24 protein-coding genes are annotated in these 25,259 nt (G+C 64.2%); 5 read left to right on the top strand and 19 right to left on the bottom strand.

Features of this window, described 5'->3' with window-relative positions; translation table 11 throughout:
• The first annotated feature begins 10 nt into the window (after nucleotides 1-10).
• The gene (locus CK230_RS14930) at nucleotides 11-1,159 is read left to right on the top strand and encodes a response regulator (RefSeq protein ID WP_095817944.1); all 1,149 of its coding nucleotides are present in this window, start codon (nucleotides 11-13) and stop codon (nucleotides 1,157-1,159) included.
• A gap of 331 nt (nucleotides 1,160-1,490) precedes the next feature.
• Here CK230_RS14930 and CK230_RS14925 read toward each other — a convergent pair whose 3' ends face one another.
• The 3 genes from CK230_RS14925 to CK230_RS14915 form a co-directional block, all read right to left on the bottom strand.
• Complete coding sequence (locus tag CK230_RS14925; RefSeq protein WP_280952543.1) at nucleotides 1,491-2,561, bottom strand: aldo/keto reductase; 1,071 nt, start codon at nucleotides 2,559-2,561, stop codon at nucleotides 1,491-1,493.
• A 179-nt stretch (nucleotides 2,562-2,740) separates the two neighbouring features.
• A complete protein-coding gene (locus tag CK230_RS14920; protein ID WP_095817942.1) occupies nucleotides 2,741-4,135 on the bottom strand; it encodes a hypothetical protein in 1,395 nt (464 codons plus the stop codon).
• Between the two features lie 153 nt (nucleotides 4,136-4,288).
• The gene (locus CK230_RS14915) at nucleotides 4,289-5,014 is read right to left on the bottom strand and encodes an AraC family transcriptional regulator (protein ID WP_245429922.1); all 726 of its coding nucleotides are present in this window, start codon (nucleotides 5,012-5,014) and stop codon (nucleotides 4,289-4,291) included.
• Nucleotides 5,015-5,453: 439 nt separating this feature from the next.
• Here CK230_RS14915 and CK230_RS14910 point away from each other — a divergent pair, with 439 nt between their 5' ends.
• Nucleotides 5,454-6,413 carry a hypothetical protein gene (locus tag CK230_RS14910; RefSeq protein ID WP_095817940.1) on the top strand — a complete coding sequence of 320 codons (960 nt, stop codon included), beginning with the start codon at nucleotides 5,454-5,456 and terminating at the stop codon, nucleotides 6,411-6,413.
• A 60-nt stretch (nucleotides 6,414-6,473) separates the two neighbouring features.
• A complete protein-coding gene (locus CK230_RS14905) occupies nucleotides 6,474-7,424 on the top strand; it encodes a LysR family transcriptional regulator (protein WP_095817939.1) in 951 nt (316 codons plus the stop codon).
• Between the two features lie 11 nt (nucleotides 7,425-7,435).
• Here CK230_RS14905 and CK230_RS14900 read toward each other — a convergent pair whose 3' ends face one another.
• The 11 genes from CK230_RS14900 to trbB form a co-directional block, all read right to left on the bottom strand.
• Complete coding sequence (locus CK230_RS14900; protein WP_095817938.1) at nucleotides 7,436-7,660, bottom strand: DUF2274 domain-containing protein; 225 nt, start codon at nucleotides 7,658-7,660, stop codon at nucleotides 7,436-7,438.
• Nucleotide 7,661: 1 nt separating this feature from the next.
• Nucleotides 7,662-8,813 carry a TrbI/VirB10 family protein gene (locus CK230_RS14895; RefSeq protein ID WP_245429938.1) on the bottom strand — a complete coding sequence of 384 codons (1,152 nt, stop codon included), beginning with the start codon at nucleotides 8,811-8,813 and terminating at the stop codon, nucleotides 7,662-7,664.
• 119 nt (nucleotides 8,814-8,932) lie between these two features.
• Nucleotides 8,933-10,069, bottom strand: a complete 1,137-nt coding sequence (trbG, locus tag CK230_RS14890; protein ID WP_095817937.1) for a P-type conjugative transfer protein TrbG — start codon at nucleotides 10,067-10,069, stop codon at nucleotides 8,933-8,935.
• On the bottom strand, nucleotides 10,066-10,749 hold the full coding sequence (gene trbF, locus CK230_RS14885; RefSeq protein ID WP_095817936.1) for a conjugal transfer protein TrbF: 684 nt from the start codon (nucleotides 10,747-10,749) through the stop codon (nucleotides 10,066-10,068). The genes trbG and trbF overlap by 4 nt, the downstream gene beginning before the upstream one ends.
• Before the next feature lie 2 nt (nucleotides 10,750-10,751).
• Entirely contained in the window at nucleotides 10,752-12,119 is a 1,368-nt protein-coding gene (gene trbL, locus CK230_RS14880; protein WP_095817935.1) for a P-type conjugative transfer protein TrbL, read from the bottom strand.
• Between the two features lie 2 nt (nucleotides 12,120-12,121).
• Nucleotides 12,122-12,517, bottom strand: coding sequence for a putative entry exclusion protein TrbK-alt (trbK-alt, locus tag CK230_RS14875; protein ID WP_095817934.1), 396 nt, complete (start codon nucleotides 12,515-12,517; stop codon nucleotides 12,122-12,124).
• Nucleotides 12,518-12,525: 8 nt separating this feature from the next.
• A complete protein-coding gene (gene trbJ, locus CK230_RS14870; RefSeq protein ID WP_095817933.1) occupies nucleotides 12,526-13,284 on the bottom strand; it encodes a P-type conjugative transfer protein TrbJ in 759 nt (252 codons plus the stop codon).
• Nucleotides 13,281-15,779, bottom strand: a complete 2,499-nt coding sequence (gene trbE, locus CK230_RS14865; protein ID WP_095817932.1) for a conjugal transfer protein TrbE — start codon at nucleotides 15,777-15,779, stop codon at nucleotides 13,281-13,283. Before trbE ends, trbJ begins: the two co-directional genes overlap by 4 nt.
• Before the next feature lie 13 nt (nucleotides 15,780-15,792).
• Nucleotides 15,793-16,089: a VirB3 family type IV secretion system protein gene (locus tag CK230_RS14860; RefSeq protein ID WP_245429921.1), complete on the bottom strand. Its 297-nt coding sequence runs from the start codon at nucleotides 16,087-16,089 to the stop codon at nucleotides 15,793-15,795.
• Entirely contained in the window at nucleotides 16,089-16,382 is a 294-nt protein-coding gene (locus CK230_RS14855; protein WP_245429937.1) for a TrbC/VirB2 family protein, read from the bottom strand. Before CK230_RS14855 ends, CK230_RS14860 begins: the two co-directional genes overlap by 1 nt.
• Before the next feature lie 32 nt (nucleotides 16,383-16,414).
• The gene (gene trbB, locus CK230_RS14850) at nucleotides 16,415-17,431 is read right to left on the bottom strand and encodes a P-type conjugative transfer ATPase TrbB (RefSeq protein WP_095818155.1); all 1,017 of its coding nucleotides are present in this window, start codon (nucleotides 17,429-17,431) and stop codon (nucleotides 16,415-16,417) included.
• Between the two features lie 376 nt (nucleotides 17,432-17,807).
• Here trbB and CK230_RS14845 point away from each other — a divergent pair, with 376 nt between their 5' ends.
• Nucleotides 17,808-18,392, top strand: a complete 585-nt coding sequence (locus CK230_RS14845) for a helix-turn-helix domain-containing protein (protein ID WP_095817930.1) — start codon at nucleotides 17,808-17,810, stop codon at nucleotides 18,390-18,392.
• Nucleotides 18,385-19,617 carry a HipA domain-containing protein gene (locus tag CK230_RS14840; RefSeq protein WP_095818154.1) on the top strand — a complete coding sequence of 411 codons (1,233 nt, stop codon included), beginning with the start codon at nucleotides 18,385-18,387 and terminating at the stop codon, nucleotides 19,615-19,617. The genes CK230_RS14845 and CK230_RS14840 overlap by 8 nt, the downstream gene beginning before the upstream one ends.
• A 59-nt stretch (nucleotides 19,618-19,676) precedes the next feature.
• Here CK230_RS14840 and CK230_RS14835 read toward each other — a convergent pair whose 3' ends face one another.
• The 5 genes from CK230_RS14835 to CK230_RS14815 all read right to left on the bottom strand — a co-directional run bounded on the left by CK230_RS14835 (nucleotide 19,677) and on the right by CK230_RS14815 (nucleotide 25,242).
• On the bottom strand, nucleotides 19,677-20,129 hold the full coding sequence (locus tag CK230_RS14835) for a CopG family transcriptional regulator (RefSeq protein ID WP_095817929.1): 453 nt from the start codon (nucleotides 20,127-20,129) through the stop codon (nucleotides 19,677-19,679).
• Nucleotides 20,130-20,134: 5 nt separating this feature from the next.
• A complete protein-coding gene (locus CK230_RS14830) occupies nucleotides 20,135-22,123 on the bottom strand; it encodes a conjugal transfer protein TraG (RefSeq protein WP_095817928.1) in 1,989 nt (662 codons plus the stop codon).
• A 23-nt stretch (nucleotides 22,124-22,146) separates the two neighbouring features.
• On the bottom strand, nucleotides 22,147-23,886 hold the full coding sequence (locus CK230_RS14825) for a VirD2 family relaxase/mobilization nuclease (RefSeq protein WP_095817927.1): 1,740 nt from the start codon (nucleotides 23,884-23,886) through the stop codon (nucleotides 22,147-22,149).
• 243 nt (nucleotides 23,887-24,129) lie between these two features.
• Nucleotides 24,130-24,903, bottom strand: a complete 774-nt coding sequence (locus CK230_RS14820) for a lytic transglycosylase domain-containing protein (protein WP_095817926.1) — start codon at nucleotides 24,901-24,903, stop codon at nucleotides 24,130-24,132.
• 3 nt (nucleotides 24,904-24,906) lie between these two features.
• Nucleotides 24,907-25,242 (bottom strand): DUF736 domain-containing protein, encoded by a 336-nt coding sequence (locus CK230_RS14815; RefSeq protein ID WP_095817925.1) that lies wholly within the window; start codon nucleotides 25,240-25,242, stop codon nucleotides 24,907-24,909.
• Between the last annotated feature and the right edge of the window lie 17 nt (nucleotides 25,243-25,259).

Genomic DNA, 25,259 nt, shown 5'->3' with positions numbered 1-25,259 from the left:
AGGCAGCGCCTTGCACGATCCGCCACGCATTCTCGCGGTCGACGATACTCCGGAAAATCTCGAGATCCTGCGCATGCGCCTCGAGGCGAACGGCTACGAAGTTGCAACCGCTGCCGATGGTGAAGAGGGGCTTGCGAAAGCCCGCGAACTCACGCCGGATCTGATCCTGCTCGACATCATGATGCCGAAGCTCGACGGCATCAGTGTGGTGCGCATGCTCAAGCAGGACACCTCCCTGCTGGCGATTCCGGTCATCCTCGTCACCGCGAAGGCCGACACGCGCGATGTGGTCGAGGGGCTAGACGCTGGGGGCGACGACTATTTGACAAAGCCCTTCGAGCACCAGGCGCTGTTGGCGCGGGTGCGCTCGATGCTGCGCCAGAAGGCACTTCACGACACTGTCGCGAAGCAGGCCAAGTGCCTTGAGGACCAAGCCGCGCAACTTTCCGACTGGAACCGCTCGCTCGAGCAAACCGTGGCCGACCAGGTGACGGAGCTCGAGCGAATGGCGCGGCTCCGGCGGTTCCTGCCCGTACAGGTCGCCGACCTCATTGTTGCGACGGGCAATGGAGACGCGCTCTTGCAGAGCCACCGTCGCGAGGTGACCGTTGTCTTTTGCGATTTGCGCGGCTTTACGGCCTTCGCGGAGACCGCCGAACCCGAAGAAGTCATGACGGTTCTTGCCGAGTATCATTCCTGCCTTGGTCAACAAATCGTCCGCCACGAGGGAACTCTCGAGCGGTTCGTGGGCGACGGCATCGTCGTGGTTTTCAACGATCCGCTGCCATGTGCCGACCACACCGAGAGAGCTGTCTCAATGGCTGCCGCAATGCGCGACGCGATTGACGAGCATTCAGAGCAATGGCGCAAGCGGGACTATTTGCTTGGCTTTGGGATCGGCGTTGCCAGGGGCCACGCAACCATCGGGCGCATCGGTTTTGATCAGCGCTCGGACTATGCCGTCATCGGCACTGTGTCGAACCATGCCGCCCGTTTATGCGAGGAGGCCAAATCGCGCCAGATTCTCGTTAGCCAACGGGTCGTCGGAGCTGTCGAGTCGCTGGTCGAATCCGTTCCTGTTGGCGAACTGACGCTGAAGGGCTTTCGCCGCCCGATGCCTGCCTATGAAATCTTGCGGTGGATTGGTCGGCCAAGCTAGTCTAGCGTTAGACGCACTCCGGTCTCTTCGAACGATAAGGCCCAACCGTCGGCACCAGCCATGGACCAATCTCGAAATCGCCGCAACGGGGGAAAGGCGGTCGTTCCGCGAGTAATAACCAATGGCAGTGCTGGCGCACCCTCGATCTCCAGCGTAATCACCGGCGAGGTCTGCTTTCAAGCGGCAGCAAGTCTAATCTCTACGTCCGACATCAGGCGCGGAGCGGACATGTCTCACGGCCGGAAGTAGTCCGACCGCTTTGGATGATGCTGCCCAAATGCTCATCAGGCGCAAAGCAGTGTACTGGCGCGGGAGACCGTTTGGGAACTCGTTAGCAAGCCGGACCCGCACATCTAGCCGTCGGCGAATGCAAGGGGCCATCTGCAGTCGAGCCGTCTCTGCAATCTTCCAGCATGGTTGCTGTGTGGGTACAGCAGTCACTTCCACAGCCTAAGGCATAGGCCCTCGGCGCTTCGCCGGGGCCTGGCCAAATCTCATCCAGCCTCGTCAGCGATTCATTCGAGAGGTTCAGTGAGGTTGCCTTCAAGTTCTCGCGGAGCTGGACCACCGCCCGGGGCCCGCTGATCACCGCGCTGACAACCGGATTGTGGAGCAACCAAGCGAGGGCCACGAGAGCCGGCGCTTCGCCCAGTTCATCGCAGAGCGCTTCATAGGCTTCCAATTGCGGGCGCAGTTCGGCGACCCGCGTTTGAGGCGGCGTCGACGAGCCGTGCCCCTGGGCTGTCCCGCGGAGCGCGCCGCCGAGCAAACCACCGCCGATCGGTCCATAGGGGATGAGGCCCACCTCGTAGTGACGCAGCGCCGGAATCACCTCTAGCTCAATGGTGCGCTGCGCGAGGTTGTAGAGGCTCTGCTCGGACGCCAGTCCCATCAGATTGCGCGACGCGGCCGTGCACTGGGCGGTGGCGATGTCCCACCCGGCGAAGTTGCTGCTGCCCACGTAGGTGATTTTGCCCTGGTGGATCAGCTGCTCCATCGCCTGCCAGATTTCCTCCCATGGCGTGGCCCGGTCGATGTGATGCATTTGGTAGAGATCGATGTGATCGGTCTTTAGCCGCCGCAAGCTGGCTTCGCAGGCGCGTCGGATGTGATAAGCAGACAAGCGGCGATGGTTGGGACCAGTATCCATCGGCTGGTAGACCTTCGTCGCCAACACAATGTGGTTGCGCCGGCCGCCCTGCGCGAGCCAACGGCCGATTATCTCCTCGGAGATGCCGTAGCCCTTCTCCATTTCGGGCGATTGCGGGCCGCCATAAACATCCGCAGTGTCGAAGAGATTTATGCCGGCGTCGAGCGCTTCGTCCATGATGGTGACACTGTCCGACTCATGGCGTTGCCGAGATGGCCGAGGATCTCGCGGCGTGGTCCCGCACCTTCGCACTTCCGCGGGGACAACTGAGCGCTGAAGCGGCTGCTGCCGCGCTCCAACTGTGGCTTTCTCCCGCCGCTTGCGACGCGCTTGATGCTGCGATGCGTTGCTGAGCGATAATGTTGCAATATCAATCGTTTGTGAAGCTAACCTATCATCGCGTGCCAGCTTCTCACGACGCGTATAACCTGTCAGCAAAGGGCCCACTCGTCATCGGCGGCACTGATCGTTCCCCGCTCCAATCGTCTATGAAATTCCAGCCACGACGGGTCAGTCACGAAGCTTTTCAAACTGCCACACGCCTCGGCCAGGGGAGCGGAGCCAAGACGCTCCGCAACCGCATGGGCGCCACCGGGCCCATCATTCAGAAGCCGCTCGAACGGATCATCGCCGCCCTCGATCACCCGATGTCCCCAAGCCCCCGAAACGTCGTCGGCCGCGAGAGCTTGCCGAAGGTCGGGAGCGACGCCCGCAACCTCGAGCGCCCTGTGAACCACATGGCGCATCAATGGATAGAAGACTGGTTGGTGGCTGCCTCCCAGGACCCGCATCCCGGGCAGGATGGACACTACCAGCATGGCGGTGAAAAAATTTGGGATGAGAGTACGGTCTGACAGCCGCGCCACAATGTCTGAAGGCTTAAAGCCGGCGACCTTTACGCCGCTCGAGGAATCGATCAAATCTCCCGAGGCAAGTCTCAGCGGAAGACGCTTGCCATCGTAATAGAACCAGAAGTAATCGGTAGCCCGCGTGAGCCACCCACTCCAGGGACCGATGGCCAGCCGGTCGATTTCCGCAAGGATATTGAAAGCGAGCGCGGGCTGCTCCAGCAGCGACGTGCGAAGCCAGGAATCTGGGTCTGACAGATGGTCCGCCACCAGGTCTGCGATGTCCTCGTCATCGATCTGCAGAAACGCGAAACGGCTTCCGAAGAGTTTTGGCCAAAGCGCTTGGTTGGCAGCCTTGACCGCATGCGCAGGCCGCTGAAATGGCAAGCTCGGCAGGAGATCGCGCAGCCGCGCCAGCTTTTCGCCGCCCGCCCCTGGATCCACAGGCATCAGTCGATAGGAACCAGGCCCGGTCAAGAGATTGTAGCCGACCATCTGGCTTCGGCTGAGGCCGAAGACGTTGACCGGCCTGCCGTCAACACCGAGCCAGCCTGGTCCTTTGCGCGATCTTTCAACGAGGCTCACTGTTGAAACCGCATAGGACACATAGGTGGAGCAGCCATGCGCGGCGAGACCAAGCATACTGAAGACGTGCGTGTAGTACGCTTCGGGGTCGACGAGCAGAAGCAAATGCGGCCCCGTCTGCAGCACGCGCCGCCGTTCCAGATCACCGCAGATCTTCCCGGCCGTATCGGCGGCGAGCCCCGAGCGCATCGCCGCCTTCCTGATGATGCCCAACAATTTGTCGAGTGCCTGCCTCCGGACCGCGGGTATTGACCCCGAAGCTGGCGCCTCGAAAAGGCGAGACGCGTAGTCGCGCACCGGCCGGGAGCGAAACGGCCTCATCCAAGGATAAAGCGCCTCCAGCGCCTCGAGGACCGCCCATTTCGCATCTATCTCTGCAGTTAGCTCGTCCACCTCACGATCCGCCCTCTTCTTCCGTTGCCCTACCCGAGGCCGATGTCGACGCCGCGTCAATGCCGATCGCATATGCATATCATCCGACGCCAACCCATGCTTTGCGACCGTGTTGCGATTTTCAAATACTTGCTGCCATTAGATGCCGTCGGCCTAGAGTCTGCATTTGCGGCGGAATTCCGTGGGCGACACGCCGAAGGCTTGGCGAAAGGCAATGGAAAAGTGACTCGAGCTTCCGAACCCGCACTCCAAGGCGATTTCGGTTGCCGATAGGCTGGTTGATCGCAACATGCAGCAGGATTTCTCCAGGCGGCGCTCTGCGATGAATGCATGCGGCGTCTTGCCTGTCGACTGCTTGAATGCCCTGCAGAAGTGGAACCGGCTCACACCAAGCTCCTGCGCCAGGACCGAAAGCGTAAGGGTTTCGCCCGACAACGAGCCTATCATCTCCATGGCACGCTTGAGGTCGAATGGAGACAGTCCACCTTTCATAGGTTCATGATATGCGCCATTCAGTCTGACCATCTGCACGAGCAGTTGCCTGGCCTGGCTCTCAACCATCGCGGCGCTGAACGGATCAGGCTGTTTGAGCTCGATTGCGATCCTCTGCAACGCCATTTCGACGAGACCGTCTCGAAATCCGATCGAAGGCGGCAAAACCGTTCGGCGATGTCGCACCGCCTCCCCGAACATCTCCTCCGCGAACTTCTGCTCGATCGAGACCAGCAGGAAGGAAGCTGTCTCGTCGCCCTCGTCCCAACCGGTCCAATCGTTGCCCGCGGGCACAAAGACGACCGAGCCGGCCCGGCGCGGCGAAAAGGAGATCCGGCGCCCGTCGACAAAGTCCTCGCCGTTGCACGCCGCGCCCTGCAGGTTCATCAGGAACACGTGGCCTGGACAAAAGATCTTTGTCTCTTGCCGCTTGAGGCCGGTCCTTTTGACCAAGTCCACCCGTACCTGCCCCCAGCATTCATACTGATGAGCAAGCGTCCGGTGCTGCGAAGGACGCATGTCGTTAGGATCAAAGCCAAGACTACACACGGCCCAAAGCGATTCCCGTACTTACGCAACGTCAGTTCTGTTGGTTTGCCAAACCTTAGGTTGCCAAACAAATCACGAATAACTCAGGATTGGTAGAAGATGTGGCTTTATCGAAAAAACCGCAATCAATGGAAAGCCGCCAGTACCTAGCCTTCCTACGACTTGCCTCAGTCAATGCCCATCCGGCAGAATATTAGACTATTCTTAAACTCTGTCGGAACCCCTCCCCAGGCGCATTGGCACCTCACCATCTCGATGGGTGCAGAGGCACACTGCGATGCGCGGACTTGATGACTTCCTGGCTGAATGCGACCACGCCCCACGCCTCAACGAACTTGCCGGCTTCTTTGCCGCGACAGCCGCGGGCAAGAACGGCGTTCCTCTGCGCAAACCGGTGGCCGACAATCGCCTGCTGCCGCGTGACGAACTTCTGCGCGACCTGGTCAGCCTGCACGCGGCGCGGCAGGGCTTTTTCGACCAGCATTACCACGGCAGCATTCCTTACAGATTGGAGGAAGAATGCCGGATGGCCTATGCGGTCCTAAAGTATGCTCGCCATCGCGGCCAACCGCTCTCGCTGTACAGCCTTGGAATGGCAAGGACACTGTCGGAGCTGTCCGAGGGGCAGATACGCACCTTGTCGTGCAGCCCAAACCCTGAGAACTACGACTGCTTCATGGCGTATGGCGAGCCGCCGCATGCCGACTTCTTCATTGGCCCCTTCCACAGGCTGACCAAGGACGTTCTCGCCTCCACTCCACGGCTGGCGGATTTCACCTCCGGCTTCGACATCATCCTGGAGGATACGACCTTTCAGATGTACTCGCCGAACCGGCCGGCTCAGATCGAGTTCGTGAGCCAGCACCTCAAGCAGGACGGGATCTTCGTCTTCGTCGAGAAGTTCCGGGCGAGCGACGAGATGGACTACAGGCTGCGTGAGTACCAGAAGGATTTCGGCTTCAAGGCGCGCTATTTCCCTCCTGAGGAGATCGAGAAGAAGAAGGCCGCCGTGCTGAATACGATGTTTGGCAATGAGGTGACAGTGGCCGACATGGGTGAGGCCATACACAAGCATTTCAGCCACTGCGTTCTGACATGGAACAGCGGGAATTTCTACTGCCTTGCAGCGAGCAACAGTGAGGAAAACCTGAACCGCTATGTTTCCCAGATGGCCGCCCCGGCCATACCACACGAATATGTTTACGAAACCAGCGGGCATGGCGGCTCCGCGGATTGACGCTGCCGCAGCGTCGAGCCGGTTGGCCCAAACAAGCTCTGTCAGCGAGACGTCCGAGTCTTGAGACAGGCCAGCAACACTTTGCACCGCCTGGACCATGTGTTCGCAGCTGTCGACCATGGCAGCCTCAGGCAGGCGGCAAGAGCTCTCAGGGTGCGGGAATCCTCTGTCAGCCGCAACATCGTTGCCATTGAGCAGGTGCTCAACATGCAGCTGTTCGATCGCGACGTCCATGGCGTGCGGCTGACGGAAGCAGGCCGCGCCTGGACGGACCGCGTGCGGGTTCACTACGAAGGCTTGCAGGATGCACTCGCCGGCGGTGATGACGGCAATCAGGACGCCAGGACGATCCGGATCGGATTGTGCGCCCAGACGGGGCGCGCATTCGTGGCTCGCCTCGTGGAGCGCTTCCACCATCTGCATCCGGACGTCAACGTCGCCATCGAGGACATTGGACATGAACAGTGCCTGGCGGCGATACGCCGGCGGCGCCTCGACATCGTCTTTGCGCACGGGCTCCAGAACACCGCCTCATGCCGAAGCGAGATATTCGCCCATGAGCGCTTGTTCGTTCTCCTTCCCCGCCGCCATCCGCTCGCGGACAGGCTTGCGGTGAGTTGGCAGGATCTCGCGGGAACCAGTCTGCTGGTTTCGACTCCATCGCAGGGAGACCTCACCTTGCTGGAGCATCTCGCTGCCAATGGAGGGCCCATTCCTCAGATATGCCGCGCCAGCGAAACGACGGTCATCCTCAAGGTCCAGCTCGGTCACGGTGTGACCCTGGCGGGCGAAGGCTTCGCCAGAGCAGTGGCCATAGAGTCTGCGGTCTGGAAGCCCATGCAAGGCCAGGACAGCAGCAGGTCCATACAGGCGATGTGGCTGGACTCGAACCCCAAGCGCGCTCTACTGCGGCTGCTGGGGACCGCACGGAACATGGCTTCGCCAAAGCCGCTCGAGCCTGTCGACGGGAGGCTGAAACCCGGCTACCGGTCGCCGATCAGACATGACTGATGGCGAGACGGTCAGACGCTCGCTGACCGCCTGGCGCTGGCAAAGCCACGATCCGTCGCAATGAAGCGCTCCAGCATTGCAACGATGAGCCGCGGTGGATCGGCGGGCCGTTGTCCCGCCTCGCGACCGAGGATCTCGGCATAAGCGGTCAGGTCGCGATGCAATGCGGCCGGCAGCTCCACCGTGACCTTGACGGGCTTGTCGTCGGCGATCGGCCCGAGTTTCAATTTTGCCATTTCAGCCTCCATAAGGTTCGAGCACGAGATCGCGCGTGACGATCACGCGCACTGGAAAACCAGGCCGGATGGTGAGCGTCGGCGCAATGTTGAGCTGCCGCTGGACGATCTGCTGGCCGGTCTGGCTGATGCTGTCGGAGGCGCCTTGGCGCAGGGCACGCACGATGTCACTGTCCTCACCCGAGGAGCCTGCCTGGGCGCCGATGCTCAGAACCGTGGAGAGCGCCGCCGCCTTGAACAGCTCTCCCCAATGGTAGTTCACGCCATCCTCCAGACCGGCATAGCCTTCCGCGTCGGCGCCCGGCTCACGTTCCAGGACGATTGAGCGCCCGTCAGGAAAGATCACCCTGGTCCACACCAGCAAGACGCGTCTCTGGCCGAAGCCGACACCGTTATCGTACCGGCCTACGAGCCGCGCCCCCTGCGGAACGAGGAGAATCCGTCCAGTTGGGCTGTCATAGACATTCTCCGTCACCTGGGCGGTGATCTGGCCTGGCAGGTCGGAGCGGATGCCCGTCATGAGGGCGGCTGCGATCACGGCCCCGGCCTGAAGGATGTTCTTCGACGCCGGCAATTCCACGCGATCGGGCGAGACGGTGCGCTTATCGGGCGGCTGATCGAGGAAGGCGCGCTGCCGGTCCTGCGCCGACGGCGGCGCGGGCTGGGGCGCGAGGCCAAGACTCGCAAGATCGGGCTGAGGCCTGGGGTCGGCACTGGTCTCAGCGGCAACAAGGCCGCTGGCAGGCCGGGTTTGGGTGGATGCGAAAAGGCGCGCGGTCCTGGCTGCCTCCAGCTCCTGCTGCCTTCGTTGCTCCTCCGGATCAGGCCCGACGGCTTGCGGTGACGCCACGAGGCCGGCGTTCTGTGCGCTGAGGATCGGCCGGCCGAGATCGCCAGGAAGCGGCGGACCGAGCTTCGGGACGCCCGCATAGTCCTTTGGAAGGGAGGAGAGCCCGTCGGGGGTCTGGCGATTGTCCGTCGAATAGAGTTCCTGGCCTTGGCCCTGCTGTCGGTTCTGAAGCGCGTAGATCAGTGCCCCGCCGACAGCCAGGCTGGCGCCCAGCCCTAAGCCGGCCAGCACCTTGCGTGACAGGCGCGTCACGCGCGGCGGCTCGGGGCGCAGCCGCATGCCCGCGCCCGGCTCGTGGGTCAAGCGCCGGCCGTCATCCTGGCCTGGCGAATCCGGCCATTCGTTCTCACCGACCGAGAATTTCGAGCGGGCACCGTTATCCGCGCCCTTGGCTTGATCGCTGAAGGGGTCGAATCTGTCCGTCACGACGCTGGCCCTCCGCCCTCGCCCCGGGCGCTGGTGGAACGCCAGGATTCGCCCGAACCTCGCATCCACGAAAATGCGCCGGCGCGTTGCCCATCCGTTCGAGAGACACGGACTCGGATCTGGTTCTTACCGGCGCCGAAGCGCAGCTCGGCGGCGGCAAACAGCCGATCGACGATCATGTAGTTGCCGCGCACGCGATAGTTCACCAGCTCTGAGGTGTCACCTTGCGGTCCCACCACGAAGAGCGGCGGCATCTCGCCTTGCCCTATGCCGCTCGGGAACTCGATGAACACCTGCCTGCCATCGTCGAAAGCGCGCAGCGGTCGCCATGGCGCGCGATCTCCGGTCACCTCGTAGCGGAAATTGACGCGGGACAGGTCGATCCCCGTCGACACCGGCTGCGCGGCCTCTGCCTGTTGGTTCTGGCGGTGCAGGGCAACGAGCTGGTCCTGCGGATATTGCCACGAGACCGAGGCCATATAGGTCGAGGGCATCGAGCGCAGTTCCATGTGATAGGTGCGCCGGTCAGTATTGATGACGAGGTTGGTGAGAAGGTCGGCGCGGGTCGGCTTCACCAGGATGTGGACCTGCTTGGTCGCGCCGGAGCCGCTCTCCGTATCGCCGATGATCCAGCGCACGGTATCGCCGGCTGCGACCGGACCGGAGCCGACAAGCTGCTCGCCGGCTTGAAGCGCGATGTCGGTGATCTGGCCCGGCGAGGCATAGACCTGGTAGAGCGCGCCATCGACGAACGGGTAGGCCTGCATCGAGTTGATGAAGCCGTCACGGACGGGCTGGACGCGCGCAGCCTGGTTGGCAAGATTCACGCGGGCTGCGGGATCGCTTGGCTCCGCCTCTGCCTTCCCGCTCTTGCCTACCGGCTTCAATTGGCCGGGAAGCGGCAATGGCTTTGGAAGCTCCACCACCTTGACGGGCGACGGGGGATCGACCGCTCGCACGGCGGGGACCGGATCGTCATAGGAGATCTCCGGCGGCTTCTGCCGGGTGGCGCATCCCACGAGCGTCGAAGTACCGAGCAGAAATACCGGCAACGCCATCTTGCTCAAGGCAGGCATCGCGCGGAGGAAGGGCGGGCGCGCCGCGGGGGCGGATTTGCATTGTGCGGGCGTCATTGGCCAAGCTCCTTCGACCAGTTGATGGCGTTGATGTAAATGCCGAGCGGGTTCTTCCTCAGCGTGTCGGCGTCGCGCGGCGGCTGCACGACTATGGTGACGATGGCGGACCAGCGCTCGGTTGAAGCGAGCGAGCCGTCCTGGTAACGGCGCTCGATCCAGGCGATGCGGAAGCTTGCCGGAGAGGCGCGGATGACCGACGATACCTCGACGGCGACCTGCTGCTTGCCGATCCTGGTGAACGGGTCGTTGGCGCGGGCATAGTCGTTGAGCGCCAGCGCGCCGCCCTGCGTCGTGAAATCATAGGCGCGCAGCCAGTTCTGCCGCAGGATGACCGGATCGGCGGGGATAGACCTCACCTGTTCGATAAAATGGGCCAGGTAGAAAGCGATCTGCGGATCGCTCGGCTGATAATCGGCGGTCGCCGGCTCAACGGCCTGGGCCTGGCCGAGGCGGTCGACCTGTACCACCCAGGGGACGATCGAGCCGCTGGCCGATTGCCAGACGAGCGCGCCGGAGACGCCCGCGGCAAGCGCCAGCGAGCCGAAGGCCATGTAGCGCCAATTGCGGGCCTGCTGGCGGGCGGAGCCGATGCGCTCGTCCCAGACCTGGGCGGCGCGCTGGTATGGCGTCTCCGGTCGGGGGGATTTTCCGTAGTGCGTGGACGGTCGTTTGAACATGCTCAGTCGCTTTCAGACAGGTTGATCGAGGAGCCGCCGCCATGGCTGTCGCCACTGCGAACGGCGTGAGCGGCGGCCTGGACGCCATGGGTCATCTGTTGCGAGCGCTTCATGCGCATTGCCCAGGCGGGCTGACTTTCGGCCGCGCGGTACGCCACGCCAGTAGCCCCGCCGCCGCTGCTCGCGGCATTCCCGCCGATCGTGCCGGCGCTGGATGATCCGCCGGTCATCTCGAAGGCGGCGCGAGTGCCGGCGCGGTGGCTCTCCTTCGTTGCGCAAGCGGCATGATTGGCCGCGCGCTTCAGAGGCGAGACGACAGCCTGGGCGCCAGCGGCGGCGACGCCACGCAATCCGGCCGCCATGCCGGAGAAGCCGGACTCTCCGGCCGCGCCGAGCTGGTATGCCGTGGATGCCCCGCCCGCGGCCGCGGCGCCACCACCCGCCGCCGTGCCAGCGGCGCGTGAGAAGGCTGCCCCACCCGCCGCTGCAGCGCCGGCCGCCGCAGTCCCTGCCGCGATCATTCCGCCCGCGGCGAGGCCCGCGCCGACTGCCGCGCCGGCGCCGAGCTGCGGGCCGCCGGAGACGAGACCGTTGGCGATGCCCGGGCCGAATATGCCGAGACCAAGCAGCGACAGCGCGGCGAGCACGATCGCCATGGCGTCGTCGATCGACGGCGTGTTGCCATTGAACCCGGAGGTGAATTCGGAAAAGAGCGTCGAGCCGATGCCGATGACCACCGCGAGCACCAAGACCTTGATGCCGGACGAAATGACGTTGCCGAGCACGCGCTCGGCCATGAAGGCGGATTTGCCGAACAGACCGAACGGGATCAGCACAAAACCGGCAAGCGTCGTCAGCTTGAACTCGATCAGCGTGACGAAAAGCTGCACCGCGAGGATGAAGAAGGCGAGCAGCACCAGCGCCCAGGCGAAGAACATGCAGGCGATCTGGATGAAATTCTCGAAGAAGGACCAGTAGCCCATCAGATTGGAGATCGAGTCCAGCAGCGGCCGACCGGCATCGAGCCCGGTCTGCGCCACCTTGCCCGGGCGCATTAGATCATCGATGGCAAAACCGGTGCCCGATGCCTTCAGGCCCAGGCCGGCGAAGCTTTCGAAGACGATGCGGGCGAGGTTGTTCCAGTTGGAGATGAGATAGGCGAAGACGCCGACGAACAGCGTCTTCTTGACCAGGCGCGCCAGGATGTCGTCATCGGCGCCCCAAGACCAGAAGAGCGCCGCGAGCGTCACGTCGATGACGATCAGGGTTGTGGCGACGAAGCCCACCTCGCCGCCAAGCAGGCCGAAGCCGCCGTCGATGTAGCGCGCGAAGACCTCGAGGAAATGGTCGATGACGCCGGTGCCGCCCATCGTCAGCGAACCTTTGGCCCGGAGGCCGCGGCCTGCATTGGCGGGACGCTCGCCCCCTGCCCTTCTTTCCGGTCCGGATCGGCCGATGCCGGCACGTTCGGGAAGAGCGTTGCCGGCTGAGCGGGAGCGGGCGTGATGGCCCCTTCACGCTGGCGCAGAAACCGGCGCCGGCTTTCAGCCCACGCCCTCAGACAGCCGGGATCGCGGGGGCCGGTCTCGCCTATCCCTGAGCAGCGCAGCAATTCGGCCGCGAGCGGATCTCGTGGTGCGATGGTACGGTCGCGCAGCGCGAGGGGCTCGGACTGCTTGTGGGCGCTCCTCGTCGCAATCCAGGCCGCCGCGACAGAGGTTGCAATGAAAACCACCGCGGCGAGGCGGGCGAATATCCTGGTGTCCATCGCAGGCCTCAGTTCTTGCCGTAAAACATCTGCGCGTTGCCGGGCTGGTAACCCGCGCCCTGCGTCAGGAAACGGCGGCGCTGCTCCCTGCCCTGGTCGGCGGCCGTGGCCTGCTCGGCGGCCTGCAACGCCTGCGCCCGGCCGTTCGCGGCGACCACCGCGGTGAGATCGGCAAGTTGCTGCGCCTGCAGTGCGAGGAGCTGGTTGCCGGCCTGCGTTGCCTGGAGCGCGCCCGTCGCGCCCTGGCTTTGGCCGACCAGCGCCGTCATCTCGGAGCGATTGGCGTCGATATTGCCGACGACGCCGGCCTGCACGCGCATGGCGTCCTGAAGGCCACCGACCGTGTTTTGCCAGCGCGAGCGCGCGTCGGTGACGAGTTGCTGATCCGACGCCGATAGAGCGACCGCGCCGTATTTCTGCTGGAAGGCCTGATCGATCTGCTGGACGTCATAGGCAATGTTCTGCGCCTGGCCGAGCAACTGCTGGGTGCGCTGCACCGACTGCTGGAGTTGCTGCAGCGATGAGAACGGCAGGCTGGCGAGATTGCGGGCCTGGTTGATCAGCATCTGCGCCTGGTTCTGAAGCGACGTGATCTGGTTGGTGATCTGCTGAAGCGAGCGCGCTGCGGTCAGGACGTTTTGCGAATAGTTGGATGGATCGAAAACGATGAAGGCGTGCGCCGGGACCGCCATCATCGGCACGAGGCTGACGGGAGCGAGAGCCAGTGCGGCGGCGAACCGCATGGCAACGGAACGATGCAGTTTCATGAGGACTTCTCCTTGCTGCTGAAGGCGGGGCTGGTGAAGGCGGGGCTGGTCAATGCTGGGCCCGCGGCGGCGGAACTGGCCAGGCTGGGGACGAGCTCGGCCGCCCAGCCGAGCCCGCGATAGCTGAGCCAGGCCGCGAGGAAGGCGTCGCGGCCGTGCTCAGCAATGATGCGGGCGATCGCGGCCTGATCGGTTCTTGCGGATGCTGCGCAGAGCGCGAGCGCGACATCCGACAGTCCGAGCTCGAACAGCCGGTTGCCCCGGCGTGACTGGCAGTAGTAATCGCGCTTGGGCATTGCCCGCGCGATGATCTCGATCTGCCTGTCGTTGAGGCCGAAGCGGCGGTATATCGCGGTGATCTGCGGCTCGATCGCGCGCTCGTTCGGCAAAAGAACCCGGGTCAGGCAGCTCTCGATGATCGCCGGCGCGATCGCCGAGCCATCGATGTCGCTGAGCGACTGCGTTGCGAAGACGACGCTGGCATTTTTCTTGCGCAGCGTCTTCAGCCATTCCCGCAGCTGGCCGGCAAAACCCTCATCGTCCAGCGCAAGCCAGCCTTCGTCGATGATGAGCAGGGCTGGTGAGCCGTCAAGGCGTTGCTCGATGCGGTGGAAGAGATAGGAAAGGACCGCCGGCGCGGCGCCTGTTCCGATCAGCCCTTCGGTCTCGTATGCCTGGACCGGGGGGGAGCCGAGCCGTTCGCGCTCGGCATCGAGCAACCGGCCGTAGGAACCGCCGACACAGTAGGGACGGAGCGCCTGCTTGAGGTCGTTCGATTGCAGCAGCACGACGAGACCGGTGATCGTGCGCTCCCCGACAGGCGCGGAGGCCAGCGAGGTGAGCGCCGTCCAGACATGCTCCTTCACCTCGGGCGTGATCGCCACACCCTCGCGGGTGAGAAGCGCCACGATCCAGTCTGCCGCCCAGGCACGCTCTGGAACGTCGTGGATGCGAGCGAAAGGCTGCAGGCTGACGCTGTCGTTCGCCCCATCGCTGAGGTCACCGCCGAGATCGTGCCAGTCGCCGCCCATGGCGAGCGCCGCCGCGCGGATCGAGCCGCCGAAATCGAAGGCGAAGACCTGCGAGCCGGCATAGCGGCGGAACTGCATGGCCATCAGCGCGAGGAGCACGGACTTGCCGGCGCCCGTCGGCCCGACGACCAGCGTGTGGCCGACGTCGCCGACGTGAAGGGAAAACCGGAACGGGGTCGAGCCTTCGGTCTTGCCGAACAGCAGGGGAGGCGCTGCCAGATGCTCGTCCCGTTCCGGCCCCGCCCACACCGCCGACAGCGGAATGATGTGGGCGAGATTGAGAGTGGAGATTGGTGGTTGACGGACATTCGCGTAAACGTGGCCCGGCAGGCTGCCGAGCCAGGCGTCGACGGCGTTGATGGTTTCGATGATCGCGATGAAGTCCCGTCCCTGGATGACCTTCTCAACCAGGCGCAGTTTTTCATCGGCGGCGGCCGGATCATCATCCCACACGGTCACCGTCGCGGTGACGTAGGCCATGCCGGCATAATCCGCGCCGAGTTCCTGCAGCGCCAGGTCGGCGTCGGCGGCCTTGTTGGCGGCATCGGTGTCGACAAGGACGGATGCCTCGTTGGTCATCACCTCCTTCAGGATCGCGGCAATGGACTTGCGCTTGGCGAACCACTGACGCCGGATTTTGGTGAGAAGCCTGGTCGCATCCGTCTTGTCGAGCAGGATCGCGCGCGTCGACCAGCGGTATGGGAAGGCCAGCCGGTTTAGTTCATCGAGTAGACCCGGCGTCGTCGCGGTTGGGAAGCCGGTGGCCGTCAGAACACGCAGATGAGATGCGCCGAGCCGCGGCTCGAGGCCGCCGGTCAGCGGCTGATCTGCCAGCACCGCGTCGAGATACATGGGCGTCTCTGGAACGCGCACACGATGGCGATTGGTCGAGACGCAGCCATGCAGATAAGTCAGCGTCTCGGCGTCATCGAGCCAGCGGCACTCCGGCATGAAGGCTTCGACAAGGCGAAGAATCCGATCGCTGCGGTCCGCGAAACCGGTGAGCGCCTCATGGGCATTAAGGCCTTTTTTCTGGCGCCCTTCGTAGAGCCAGTTCTCTACATGTGCCGCGTCCTCGGGAGGCGCAAGATAGGTGAACGTCAGGAAGTAGCTCGACTCGAAATGCGCGCCGATCTCCTCAAAGCCCGCCTTGCGCTCGGCGTCGACCAGCGCGGAGGCCGCATCCGGAAACTGGCTGTCGGGATAGCGGGTCGACGGATGACGTTGCGCCTCGGCGAAGATCGCCCAGCCGGAACCGAGACGGCGCAAGGCATTGTTGATCCGGCCGGCCACCGCGACGAGTTCCGCGGGGACGGCGCTGTCGAGATCGGGACCGCGAAAACGCGCGGTCCGCTGGAAGCTGCCGTCCTTGTTGAGGACGATGCCTTCTCCGACCAGGGCCGCCCAAGGCAGGAAGTCGGCAAGCCGGCTGTTTCGATTCTGGTATTCAGCAAGGTTCATCATCGGGCGCGACCCTTCAAACGGTGAGATGCGGCGGGATGCGCAGATGCCGGCGCACGACATCGACGAAGAGCGGATCGCGCTTGGCAGCCCATGCGGCGGCAAGATGGCCGATCGCCCAGATCGCGATGCCGGCAAGCCAAAGCCGCAGCCCCAACCCGACGGCGCCGGCGAGCGTCCCATTCATGATGGCAATGGCGCGCGGCGCGCCGCCGAGGAGGATCGGCTCGGTCAGGGCTCGATGAACAGGGACCGCATACCCCGGCACCGCATCATCATGCATCGACCCGCTTAGCTGGACCGTGTTCGCCATCAGACCAGCGCTCCGCCGGCAAACGAGAAGAAGGACAGGAAGAAGCTCGAGGCCGCGAAGGCGATCGAGAGGCCGAACACGATCTGGATGAGCCGGCGAAAGCCGCCCGATGTATCGCCGAAGGCGAGTGTCAGGCCGGTGACGATGATGATGATCACCGCCATGATCTTGGCGACGGGCCCCTCGACCGACTGCAGGATCTGTTGCAGCGGCTGTTCCCACGGCATCGACGACCCGGAGGCAAAAGCGGGGGCGGCCGTCACCAGCGAAAGCGTTGCGGCCGAGGTGGTCATGGCGAGACGACTTGCGAGGCGCAGGCGTTGGATCACGGACGTTCTCCTTCTGGGTGTTGGATGAGCGCAGTTTGCGTGCCGGTGTCCTCGATGACGGCCGGGGCGACGCGGTAGTCACCGTCCGGGCCAAGGCCCTCGATGCGGGCGAGTTCGGTCAGGCGCCGCGCGGAGCCACGGCCGGAAAGAACGGCAACGAGGTCGATGGTCTCGGCGATCAGCGCGCGAGGCACTGTGACGACCGCTTCCTGGATTAGCTGCTCCATTCGCCGCAGCGCGCCAATCGCGCTTCCGGCATGGATCGTGCCGAGGCCACCTGGGTGCCCCGTGCCCCAGGCCTTGAGCAGTTCGAGCGCCTCGGCGCCGCGCACCTCGCCGACCGGAATGCGGTCGGGGCGCAGGCGCAGCGAGGAGCGGACGAGATCGGAGAGCGATGCGACGCCGTCCTTCGTGCGCATCGCCACGAGATTGCGCGCGGCGCACTGCAGTTCCCGCGTATCCTCGATGATGACGACACGATCGTCGGTCTTGGCCACTTCAGCCAGCAGCGCGTTGACCAGCGTTGTCTTGCCGGTGGACGTGCCGCCGGCGACCAGGATGTTGGCGCGGGCGGCGACGCTCTGGCGCAGCACGTCTGCCTGGGGCGCCGACACGATCCCGGCCGCCACATAGTCGTCAAGTGTAAAGATGGCGACGGCGGGCTTGCGGATAGCGAAGGCCGGCGCCGCCACCACCGGCGGAAGCAGCCCCTCGAACCGCTCCCCTGTCTCGGGAAGCTCGGCGGATACGCGCGGAGCGTAAGCGTGCACCTCGGCGCTTACGTGGTGCGCAACCAGGCGGATTATGCGTTCGCCGTCGGCTGCCGAAAGACGCTCGCCGCTGTCGGCGAGGCCCTCGGACAGGCGATCGATCCAAAGCCGCCCATCGGGGTTCAGCATCACTTCGACGATGCCTGCGTCGTCGAGATAGCGCGCGATCGCAGGTCCGAGCGCTGTTCGCAGCATGCGCGCGCCGCGCGCAAGTGCTTCCGAATTGTGAGGCGAAGCTGTCATGCCGGTCCCCATTCGATCCGGGGACATGGATTGGCCCCGGGACGGGGATGATTAAGAGGACCCGATCTCGGCCGGATTCAACAGCTATGTCGGGGCGTAGTAGCGTGGCGTGCAATGACAGGAGATTGGCGGTGCCGTTTGGCGGCGAGGGCTGTCGATGTCCCTGCAAAAGGGCGTGGTAGTTAAGCGCTTGCGATTCTTGCTGTCCCGTTGCCGCGGTTCGACCCTACCTTGCCGACGAGATGAGATGTGATATGTCACGATATATCAAGCTACCCAGTTGATATGTTTTTATCGATCGGTTCTTCCTCGCCTGCCTTGCACTCGATATATTTTAGTGTATACTAGATGAGAAGTGATATGCAGAGACAGATCAATGATCTATTCCACCGAAGGCATCCTGCAGACCTTGCGAAGCGCCCGTGAGCAAAGCGGGCTGAGCCAGCGCGACCTCAGCGCACGCATCGGCGTTCCGCAAAGCCACATCTCGAAAATCGAAAGCGGGGCAACCGATCTCAGGCTATCGAGCCTGGTCGAACTGGCGCGCGCGCTCGATCACGAACTGGTTCTGGTGCCGCGCAAGGCGCTCGCCGCGGTCGAGGCCATCGTCAGCAACGCCCACGCGATGCAGAACGGCGAGAACCGCCGGCGCTCCACGGCATTCAATCGCGCCGAGGCGGCGCTTGCAAAGCTGCGCCGCGACAACCGCGACGCTTTCGAATTCACAAGACTTGACCAGACGTTGCGCGAACTTGCGACCTTCAGGCTGAGCAATGCCGATCTCGGTACGCTGCGCGCCGTCACCGACAGGCTGATGAAGCTCCCGGCTGGCCCTGGCGCGCTTCCCGCCATCGAACGGGCATCGAAGACGCTCAGGGCACTGCGCAACCGAATTGCCCATGCAACGCCGGAAGCGCCGCGGCCTGCCTACGCGCTCGACGACGAGGACGACGATGCCTGAGGTTTCGGTCCTCGATGTCCGCCTTTATGGCGAGAAGATCGCTACGCTGTCGCTCATCCCGGGCGAGCGCACGCTCTTCGCCTTCGAGAAGTCCTATATCGACGATCCCGAACGGCCGACGCTCAGCCTGTCGTTTGAGGATCAGTACGGGCAGCTCCTGACTGACTTCAGGCCGGTCAGCGTCAGGGTGCCGCCCTTCTTCGCCAATCTGCTGCCGGAAGGGCCGCTGCGGACCTACCTTGCCGAACGGGCGGGCGTGAGCGACCGGCGCGAGTTCTTTCTGCTGTGGGTTCTGGGTCGCGATTTGCCCGGCGCGCTGACGATTGCCCCGGCGGACGGAGAGGCATGGCCCGAGGTGAACGACGAGGACAACGAGGAAGCGCGCCGGAAGCGCCGGACCAACACCCTGCGCTTTTCCCTCGCGGGCGTGCAGCTGAAATTCTCTGCGGTCAAGAATCCCGGAAAGGGTGGCGGGCTCACGATCCCCGCGGAGGGGGTCGGCGGATCATGGATCGTCAAGCTTCCTTCCCAGCTCTATGACGGCGTGCCTCAGAACGAATTCTCGATGATGAGCCTTGCAGCCAGGCTCGGCATGGACGTGCCTGAGCTCCAGTTGCTCGAGATCGACGCAGTCGGGGGCCTCCCCGAGGGGATGCGGACCTTGAAGGGACAGGCGCTGGCTGTGAGACGTTTCGACCGCGGCGACGAGGGCCCGGTGCACATCGAGGATTTCGCACAGGTGTTCGGCGTCTGGCCGGAGGACAAATACAAGCGCGCCAGCGCGCGCAATATTGCGACCGTGCTCGGCGTCGAGGCCGGCGACGAGGGCGTGCGCGAGTTCATCCGCAGGCTCGTCTTCAACACCTTGATCGGCAATGCCGACATGCACCTCAAGAACTGGTCGGTGATCTATCGCGATCGGCGCAAGGCGACGCTTGCACCGGCCTATGATTTCGTGTCCACGATCGCCTATATCGACGATGAGTTCGCCGCGATCAAATATGCCCGCACCAAGCGCATGCGTGACTTTTCGCTGGACGAACTCCGCTATCTGGCCGCGAAGGCGCATCTGCCTGAGAAGCCGGTCGTCGATACGGCGCGCGAAACCGTGACCCGCTTCCGCGACGGATGGCCCGAGGCGAAAAAGACGCTTCCCATCGCGCCAGCCGTCGCGAGGGCAATCGACGCCCACCTCAAAAGGCTCGCGCTTGTCTTGGTGGCTTAACAATTGGCTTGCAGCCGAGTCCGCGGCCCTGCCCTGGCCGCGGTCTTACAGTCCAATTATTACCCAGGCACGCCGGAGTGAGTTGTGCCCGGACCGCTCTCCACGTCCTCACTGATCTCCTGCCGCAGCTTCGGTCCCTTCGCCAGACGACGGCCCAAGGCGCTGAGGAAGGCATCGTAGCGTTCGGCGGCCTTGGCGCGAGCGGCCTGCGCGGCGGGCTCGGGTAACGCAGGCGTCGTCGCTAGCCAGAAGCGGACGAACACCGCCAGCGTCTCGACCGCGATTGCTACGTCGCGCTCCTGTCGGGCAAGACGACGGTCGACCTGGTCGAGGCGCTTGGCGATCGCCGCCTCGCGGCGTTCGTCGGCGTCGGGCGACAGGAACGAAGCGATCGCAGCCTCGGCGATCATGGACTGAGATTGATCGCGCCGCGCCGCGTAGTCGGCGAGCATCGCCATGATCGCCTGATCGAGATAAACGGAAATCTGGACCTTCTTCTTGCGGCTGGTCATCGCGGCTACAACTCCATGCCGTCGTCAGGGTCGAGGGATACCTGCCGCGCCACGCCCTCCATGAGGCGCGCCAAGCGCCGATTGCGGACCGCGTCATCGTCGTCGGCATCGTCGGCCGTGTTGATCTCGAACTCGTTCTCGATCGGGATCGTTTGCTCCATCGGCCGCACGCGATTGAGCTCGGGTTGCAGGCGCCGCTCCGACTCGGTGGGATCGGTGTCGTCCTGGCGAGGCGCGCCTGAACCCGCGGCGGCCGTATGGCGAAGCGGGACCGGCAGATGGGTCCAGTCGTCGGGACCGGCCTGTCCGGATGGAGTCAGTTCGGGTGGCGGCAGGACGCGATTGCGAAAGCGGGCATCCTCGTAGTAGCGCGCCTTCTGCGCCCTGATCGGCGGCGTCCCCGCAACCATCACGATCTCATCGGTCGGGGGAAGCTGCATGATCTCGCCAGGGGTCAGCAACTGCCGGGCCGTCTCTTGCCGCGACACCATGAGGTGCCCGAGCCAGGGCGAGAGCCGGTGCCCGGCATAGTTTTTCATCGCCCGCATCTCGGTCGCGGTGCCCAGCGCATCGGACACGCGCTTGGCGGTCCTTTCGTCATTGGTTGCGAAGCTGACGCGCACATGACAATTATCGAGGATCGAGTTGTTCGGCCCGTAAGCCTTCTCGATCTGGTTCAGCGACTGCGCGATGAGAAAGCTTTTCAGGCCGTAGCCCGCCATGAAGGCGAGCGCGCTCTCGAAGAAGTCGAGACGGCCGAGCGCCGGAAATTCGTCGAGCATCAGCAACAGCCGATGGCGGTGCGTCTTTCCGGGCAGGTCCTCTGTCAGACGACGGCCGATCTGGTTGAGGATGAGGCGGATGAGCGGCTTGGTCCTGTTGATGTCGGATGGGGGAACGACCAGGTAGAGCGTCGCCGGCGCTTTCCCGCCGACAATGTCCGCGATCCGCCAATTGCATCGGCTGGTGACCTCGGCGACAACGGGATCGCGGTAAAGACCAAGGAAGGACATCGCGGTCGAGAGCACGCCCGATCGTTCGTTGTCGGATTTGTTGAGCAACTCTCGGGCCGCGCTTGCGATGACCGGATGCGGACCGGCATCTCCGAGATGGGCGGTTGTCATCATTGCGACCAATGTGGACTCGATCGGTCGCTTTGGATCGGACAGGAAGGCGGCGACGCCCGCCAGCGTCTTGTCTTTCTCGGCATAAAGGACATGCAGGATCGCACCGACCAGGAGCGCGTGGCTGGTCTTCTCCCAGTGGTTGCGCTTTTCGAGGCTTCCTTCCGGATCGACCAGGATGTCGGCGATGTTCTGCACGTCGCGCACCTCCCATTCGCCGCGGCGGACCTCGAGCAAGGGATTGTAGGCCGCCGATTTCGCATTGGTCGGATCGAAAAGCAGGACCCGACCGTGCAGAGCGCGGAACCCAGCGGTCAGGTGCCAGTTCTCGCCCTTGATGTCGTGAACGATCGCCGAGCCAGGCCAGGTCAGCAGCGAGGGCACCACCAGGCCGACGCCCTTGCCGGACCGCGTCGGAGCGAAGCACAGCACATGCTCGGGACCATCGTGGCGCAGGTAATGGCGATCATAGCGCCCGAGCACCACGCCGTCGGCGCCGAGCAGGCCGGCAGCCTCCACCTCCCCCTTCCCGGCCCAACGCGCCGACCCGTAGGTGTAGACGTTCTTGATTTCGCGCGCCCGCCAAACCGACATGCCGATCGCAACGACGATGGATAGGAAGCCGCCCGACACGGCGATCAGCCCGCCCTCCACGAAAATCGACGGGGCATAGGCGTCGTAGAAATACCACCACCAGAACACTGCCGGCGGATAGTAGACGGGCAGCCCGGCGAGCTCGAACCAGTGCGGCCCGAGCTGTGGCTGAAAGCCAAGCCTCCAGGCTGTCCATTGTGTCGCCATCCAGGTCGTCAAGACGACGATCAGGAAGACCGAGAGGATCTGACCCCAGAGTATTTTCGTGGCAGACATCGCAGGTTCCTTTCTTTCGGCTGCTAGAGGCCAAGCCCGCGCTTGCGTGCAAAGCTCCAGTCGACGCCGCCGTCGCCCCGAGCGATGCCGCTGACATGCTGGCCGATATGGTTTTCGAGCGCTGGCGTCCAGGGAACGAGCTGGAAGCCCAGTCCGTCGTCGATCATGACGAAACGGCCGGAAGCGAGAGACAGGCGCTGGCGATACGTCCCAGCGACATGCTCGCCGCTGGCGGCACGGTTGAAGGTCCGTCCGCTGTCGTCCGCGAGCTTCTCGCCAATCACCTCCAGCTCGCGACGGCGCAGCGTATCGAGCAGGTTGCTGGTGAATATGATGCGGTTGCCTCGCCGCTCTGCGAGCCCTTGACCCAGAAGATGTCGGGCGCGGCGATCCAAGGCGTCACGAACCTCGGCGCCGAAGCCCGATTCGGCCAGCTCCGCGGGCTTGCGGGCGATGGCTTGGCGATCAAGCCAGGTCGCACCTGGCGCCGCGACTTGCTCATCGACAGTGAGATCGGAGCGAACCGCGAGCGCAACGCGAGGACGGCCACGCGCATCGTCGAATTTGCGCAGCTCGACAATCGATCCGGGCGCGCCGTCGCCGGCTGCTTCAAGGCTGGGAAGCCGGATGTGGTGGGTGCGCCCATCAACGCCATAGACAACGGCATAGGCCGTGCCAGCCAACTCATCGTCGAGCCCGCGATCGATGAGCCGGCCGACGATGGGTGCAACGAGATTTTCGGAAGCCAGAACATAACTGCCCGAGCCACGCTCGATGCCTTGCTCGGTCAATGCCCGATGCATGCGCTTGATGATGTCGCCGCGCTGGCCGAGCTCGCGCAATGTGGCTTCGGCCTTTTCGTCGATGATCCATTGGCCTGGACCGACCTGACTGGCGAGACCAAGAACCTCAAGCTTGCGCAGGCGACCGATCTTCAGCGCGTGAAATTCATCGGGCTGGGTATGAGACCGCGGAGCCAGGTCGATGACACCGGCGCTGCGGGAGTCTCGAAGCAACTGGCGATCGAGTTGCGTCCAGCGCTCAGACTGGACCTGGCTTTCGAGCGATCGCCGAATGTCCCGGTCGGTTCGGGGCCCCAGCTCCTGGGTGATCAGGTCGCGAGCCCGGTCGCGCATTCCTTCCTTGATGTAGTCGCGCGAGATGACCAGATCCTCGCCGTCCTCGCGCACGCCGCGAACGATAAGATGAACATGAGGATGCTGGGTGTTCCAGTGATCGACGGCCACCCAGTCTAGCCGTGTGCCAAGGTCCTTTTCCATCTGCAGGGTTAGGTCGCGGGTGAAAGATCTCAGATCCGCCATGTCGAGGGCATCGTCCGGCGAGACGATGAATCTGAAATGGTGCCGGTCTTCCGCCGAGCGCATCGCGAAGGCTGCGCCATCGGCCTCTTCCCTGCCTGGCCCGAACAACCTCGCCTTCTCGCCCTCGCGGGTCACCCCCTCTCGACGCAGATAATTGAGATGCGTCGCAAGCGGGGTACCGCGCGCGGAATGACGCACGACCCGCGCCTTGACGACGGCGCCCCGCGATCGCGAGTTGATCAGGCGATTGGCCTGGATGCTGGCCCGTTGACCGTGGCCAAAGCGCGAGCGGTTGCTGGAAAACACCTGGCCCGAGCGCGAGATGCCACCGCCTGCCTTTTTGGCCGCGGCCAGCGCCTGGGCGATGAAGGGTCGGGCCTGCTGCGCACGGACTGAGCGGATACGGCCCGGTCTGATGCGAAACTCGCGCTCATCGGCCATGGCATTGACCTGAAATGTGGAAAAGACGTCGCAAACTCAGAAGCTTAGGCCTCCTACCCACATTGTGCCGGACGGCGGCAATGTGTGAAGCAACCCTGAAAGCCGTGCAAACGCTATCGCTCAACCGCGGCGCAATGTGCGCCCTTTTATCCTGCCATCTTCCGGGTGATCTGGGTGCCTCCCGCGTTCCCGCACCCCATGCTGCGCTGGAGCCGGCGATTGCGCGAAAAGCATGGCGCGTGCTCATGGTCTGGTGCCCTCGCCCGCGCTGACCAGGAACAGGCCCGCCGACGACGGCACAATGCCGGAGACATCGCGCACGGTTGTTGCAGAGCCGGTGTTATTCGGCGGCCGGCCGGCCGTCGCGAAGCCGACCGGCGGCGCGCGATCCGGCCGGCGCACAAAGAGCGCGGCATCCTTCCAGGGAATTGCCGTGGCGGTGGCGAAGGCGAAAGGGCGGGCGGTCGCCAGACCTCGCGCGAGCGGAGCAAGCGCCGCAACATAGGCGCGGGTCTCGGCCGGCAGCGGACGTCCGGCGAGATAGGCTTCGTAGCGCGCGGGCCCCGCATTGTAAGCGGCCAGAAAGCCTGGCGAGCCGAAGCGATCATTGAGCTCGCGCAGATAGGCCGTGCCAGCCAGAATGTTGTCGCGCGGATCGAAGGGGTCGGCACCGAGAGACCAGCGGGCGCGCAGATCGTCCCATGTGCTGGGCAGGATCTGCATCAGGCCGCGGGCGCCTGCGCGGGATACGGCTCGCGCGTCGCCTGCGCTCTCCTGCCGCATGACGGCGCGGATCAGTGCGGCGGGAACGCCGAAGCGATGCGAGGCTTCGCTGATGTGCTCGGCAAACGGATCGTGTTGGGAAAGTGGCGCGATGGCCGGGTCCTGCGCCACCGCCACCGTCGGCAAGGCGGTTGCGACCGACAGACCGCAAAGCAGGGAGCAAGCGATGCGCCGGGCAGCGCGAAGCGGCCCGGGCGCACTGTGACGGCTCGTCGGCTGACGGCGAGCGCGCATCCTTCACTCCTTCTCGCCGCGCTCGCGCGGGCGCGACCAGTGCAGCGACCACGACGTCTTGTCTTCACCATTGCAAAAGAGGCTCGCGCGTATCGGCTGCGCCAGGACGGGATCGTCGAGTTGGATCGAGACGAACTCGCCGGCCTTCTCGCTGGAGCGTTTCCAGCCGCCGCCTATCTCGGGCCCATCCTCATTGCCGGCATGGACACGGTAGTCAGGCGCGTTCTCCGTGTCGCTTGCCTCTGCCGCCACGATGGCGACCTCGAGGTTGAGGCTGAGCGTATGGATGCGCCCGCAATAGCCGGTCTTGTGGCGTGTGAACTCTCCGATCTGCTGCATGTCAGTCTCCTGTTCTT

It is taken from the genome of Mesorhizobium sp. WSM3859, assembly GCF_002295065.1.
Lineage (GTDB): Bacteria > Pseudomonadota > Alphaproteobacteria > Rhizobiales > Rhizobiaceae > Mesorhizobium.
Note: the sequence above shows the minus strand (reverse complement) of the source record. Positions and strands in the feature narration are given on the sequence as shown.

What these genes read in the sequence shown, in the direction of transcription:
- CK230_RS14915 (WP_245429922.1), bottom strand. Translation starts at nt 5,014, where the DNA reads ATGAACCTGCAGGGCGCGGCGTGCAACGGCGAGGACTTTGTCGACGGG.
- CK230_RS14910 (WP_095817940.1), top strand. Translation starts at nt 5,454, where the DNA reads ATGCGCGGACTTGATGACTTCCTGGCTGAATGCGACCACGCCCCACGC.
- CK230_RS14900 (WP_095817938.1), bottom strand. Translation starts at nt 7,660, where the DNA reads ATGGCAAAATTGAAACTCGGGCCGATCGCCGACGACAAGCCCGTCAAG.
- trbG (WP_095817937.1), bottom strand. Translation starts at nt 10,069, where the DNA reads ATGACGCCCGCACAATGCAAATCCGCCCCCGCGGCGCGCCCGCCCTTC.
- trbF (WP_095817936.1), bottom strand. Translation starts at nt 10,749, where the DNA reads ATGTTCAAACGACCGTCCACGCACTACGGAAAATCCCCCCGACCGGAG.
- trbL (WP_095817935.1), bottom strand. Translation starts at nt 12,119, where the DNA reads ATGGGCGGCACCGGCGTCATCGACCATTTCCTCGAGGTCTTCGCGCGC.
- trbK-alt (WP_095817934.1), bottom strand. Translation starts at nt 12,517, where the DNA reads ATGGACACCAGGATATTCGCCCGCCTCGCCGCGGTGGTTTTCATTGCA.
- trbJ (WP_095817933.1), bottom strand. Translation starts at nt 13,284, where the DNA reads ATGAAACTGCATCGTTCCGTTGCCATGCGGTTCGCCGCCGCACTGGCT.
- trbE (WP_095817932.1), bottom strand. Translation starts at nt 15,779, where the DNA reads ATGATGAACCTTGCTGAATACCAGAATCGAAACAGCCGGCTTGCCGAC.
- CK230_RS14860 (WP_245429921.1), bottom strand. Translation starts at nt 16,089, where the DNA reads ATGGCGAACACGGTCCAGCTAAGCGGGTCGATGCATGATGATGCGGTG.
- CK230_RS14855 (WP_245429937.1), bottom strand. Translation starts at nt 16,382, where the DNA reads ATGACCACCTCGGCCGCAACGCTTTCGCTGGTGACGGCCGCCCCCGCT.
- trbB (WP_095818155.1), bottom strand. Translation starts at nt 17,431, where the DNA reads ATGACAGCTTCGCCTCACAATTCGGAAGCACTTGCGCGCGGCGCGCGC.
- CK230_RS14845 (WP_095817930.1), top strand. Translation starts at nt 17,808, where the DNA reads ATGATCTATTCCACCGAAGGCATCCTGCAGACCTTGCGAAGCGCCCGT.
- CK230_RS14840 (WP_095818154.1), top strand. Translation starts at nt 18,385, where the DNA reads ATGCCTGAGGTTTCGGTCCTCGATGTCCGCCTTTATGGCGAGAAGATC.
- CK230_RS14835 (WP_095817929.1), bottom strand. Translation starts at nt 20,129, where the DNA reads ATGACCAGCCGCAAGAAGAAGGTCCAGATTTCCGTTTATCTCGATCAG.
- CK230_RS14830 (WP_095817928.1), bottom strand. Translation starts at nt 22,123, where the DNA reads ATGTCTGCCACGAAAATACTCTGGGGTCAGATCCTCTCGGTCTTCCTG.
- CK230_RS14825 (WP_095817927.1), bottom strand. Translation starts at nt 23,886, where the DNA reads ATGGCCGATGAGCGCGAGTTTCGCATCAGACCGGGCCGTATCCGCTCA.
- CK230_RS14820 (WP_095817926.1), bottom strand. Translation starts at nt 24,903, where the DNA reads ATGCGCGCTCGCCGTCAGCCGACGAGCCGTCACAGTGCGCCCGGGCCG.
- CK230_RS14815 (WP_095817925.1), bottom strand. Translation starts at nt 25,242, where the DNA reads ATGCAGCAGATCGGAGAGTTCACACGCCACAAGACCGGCTATTGCGGG.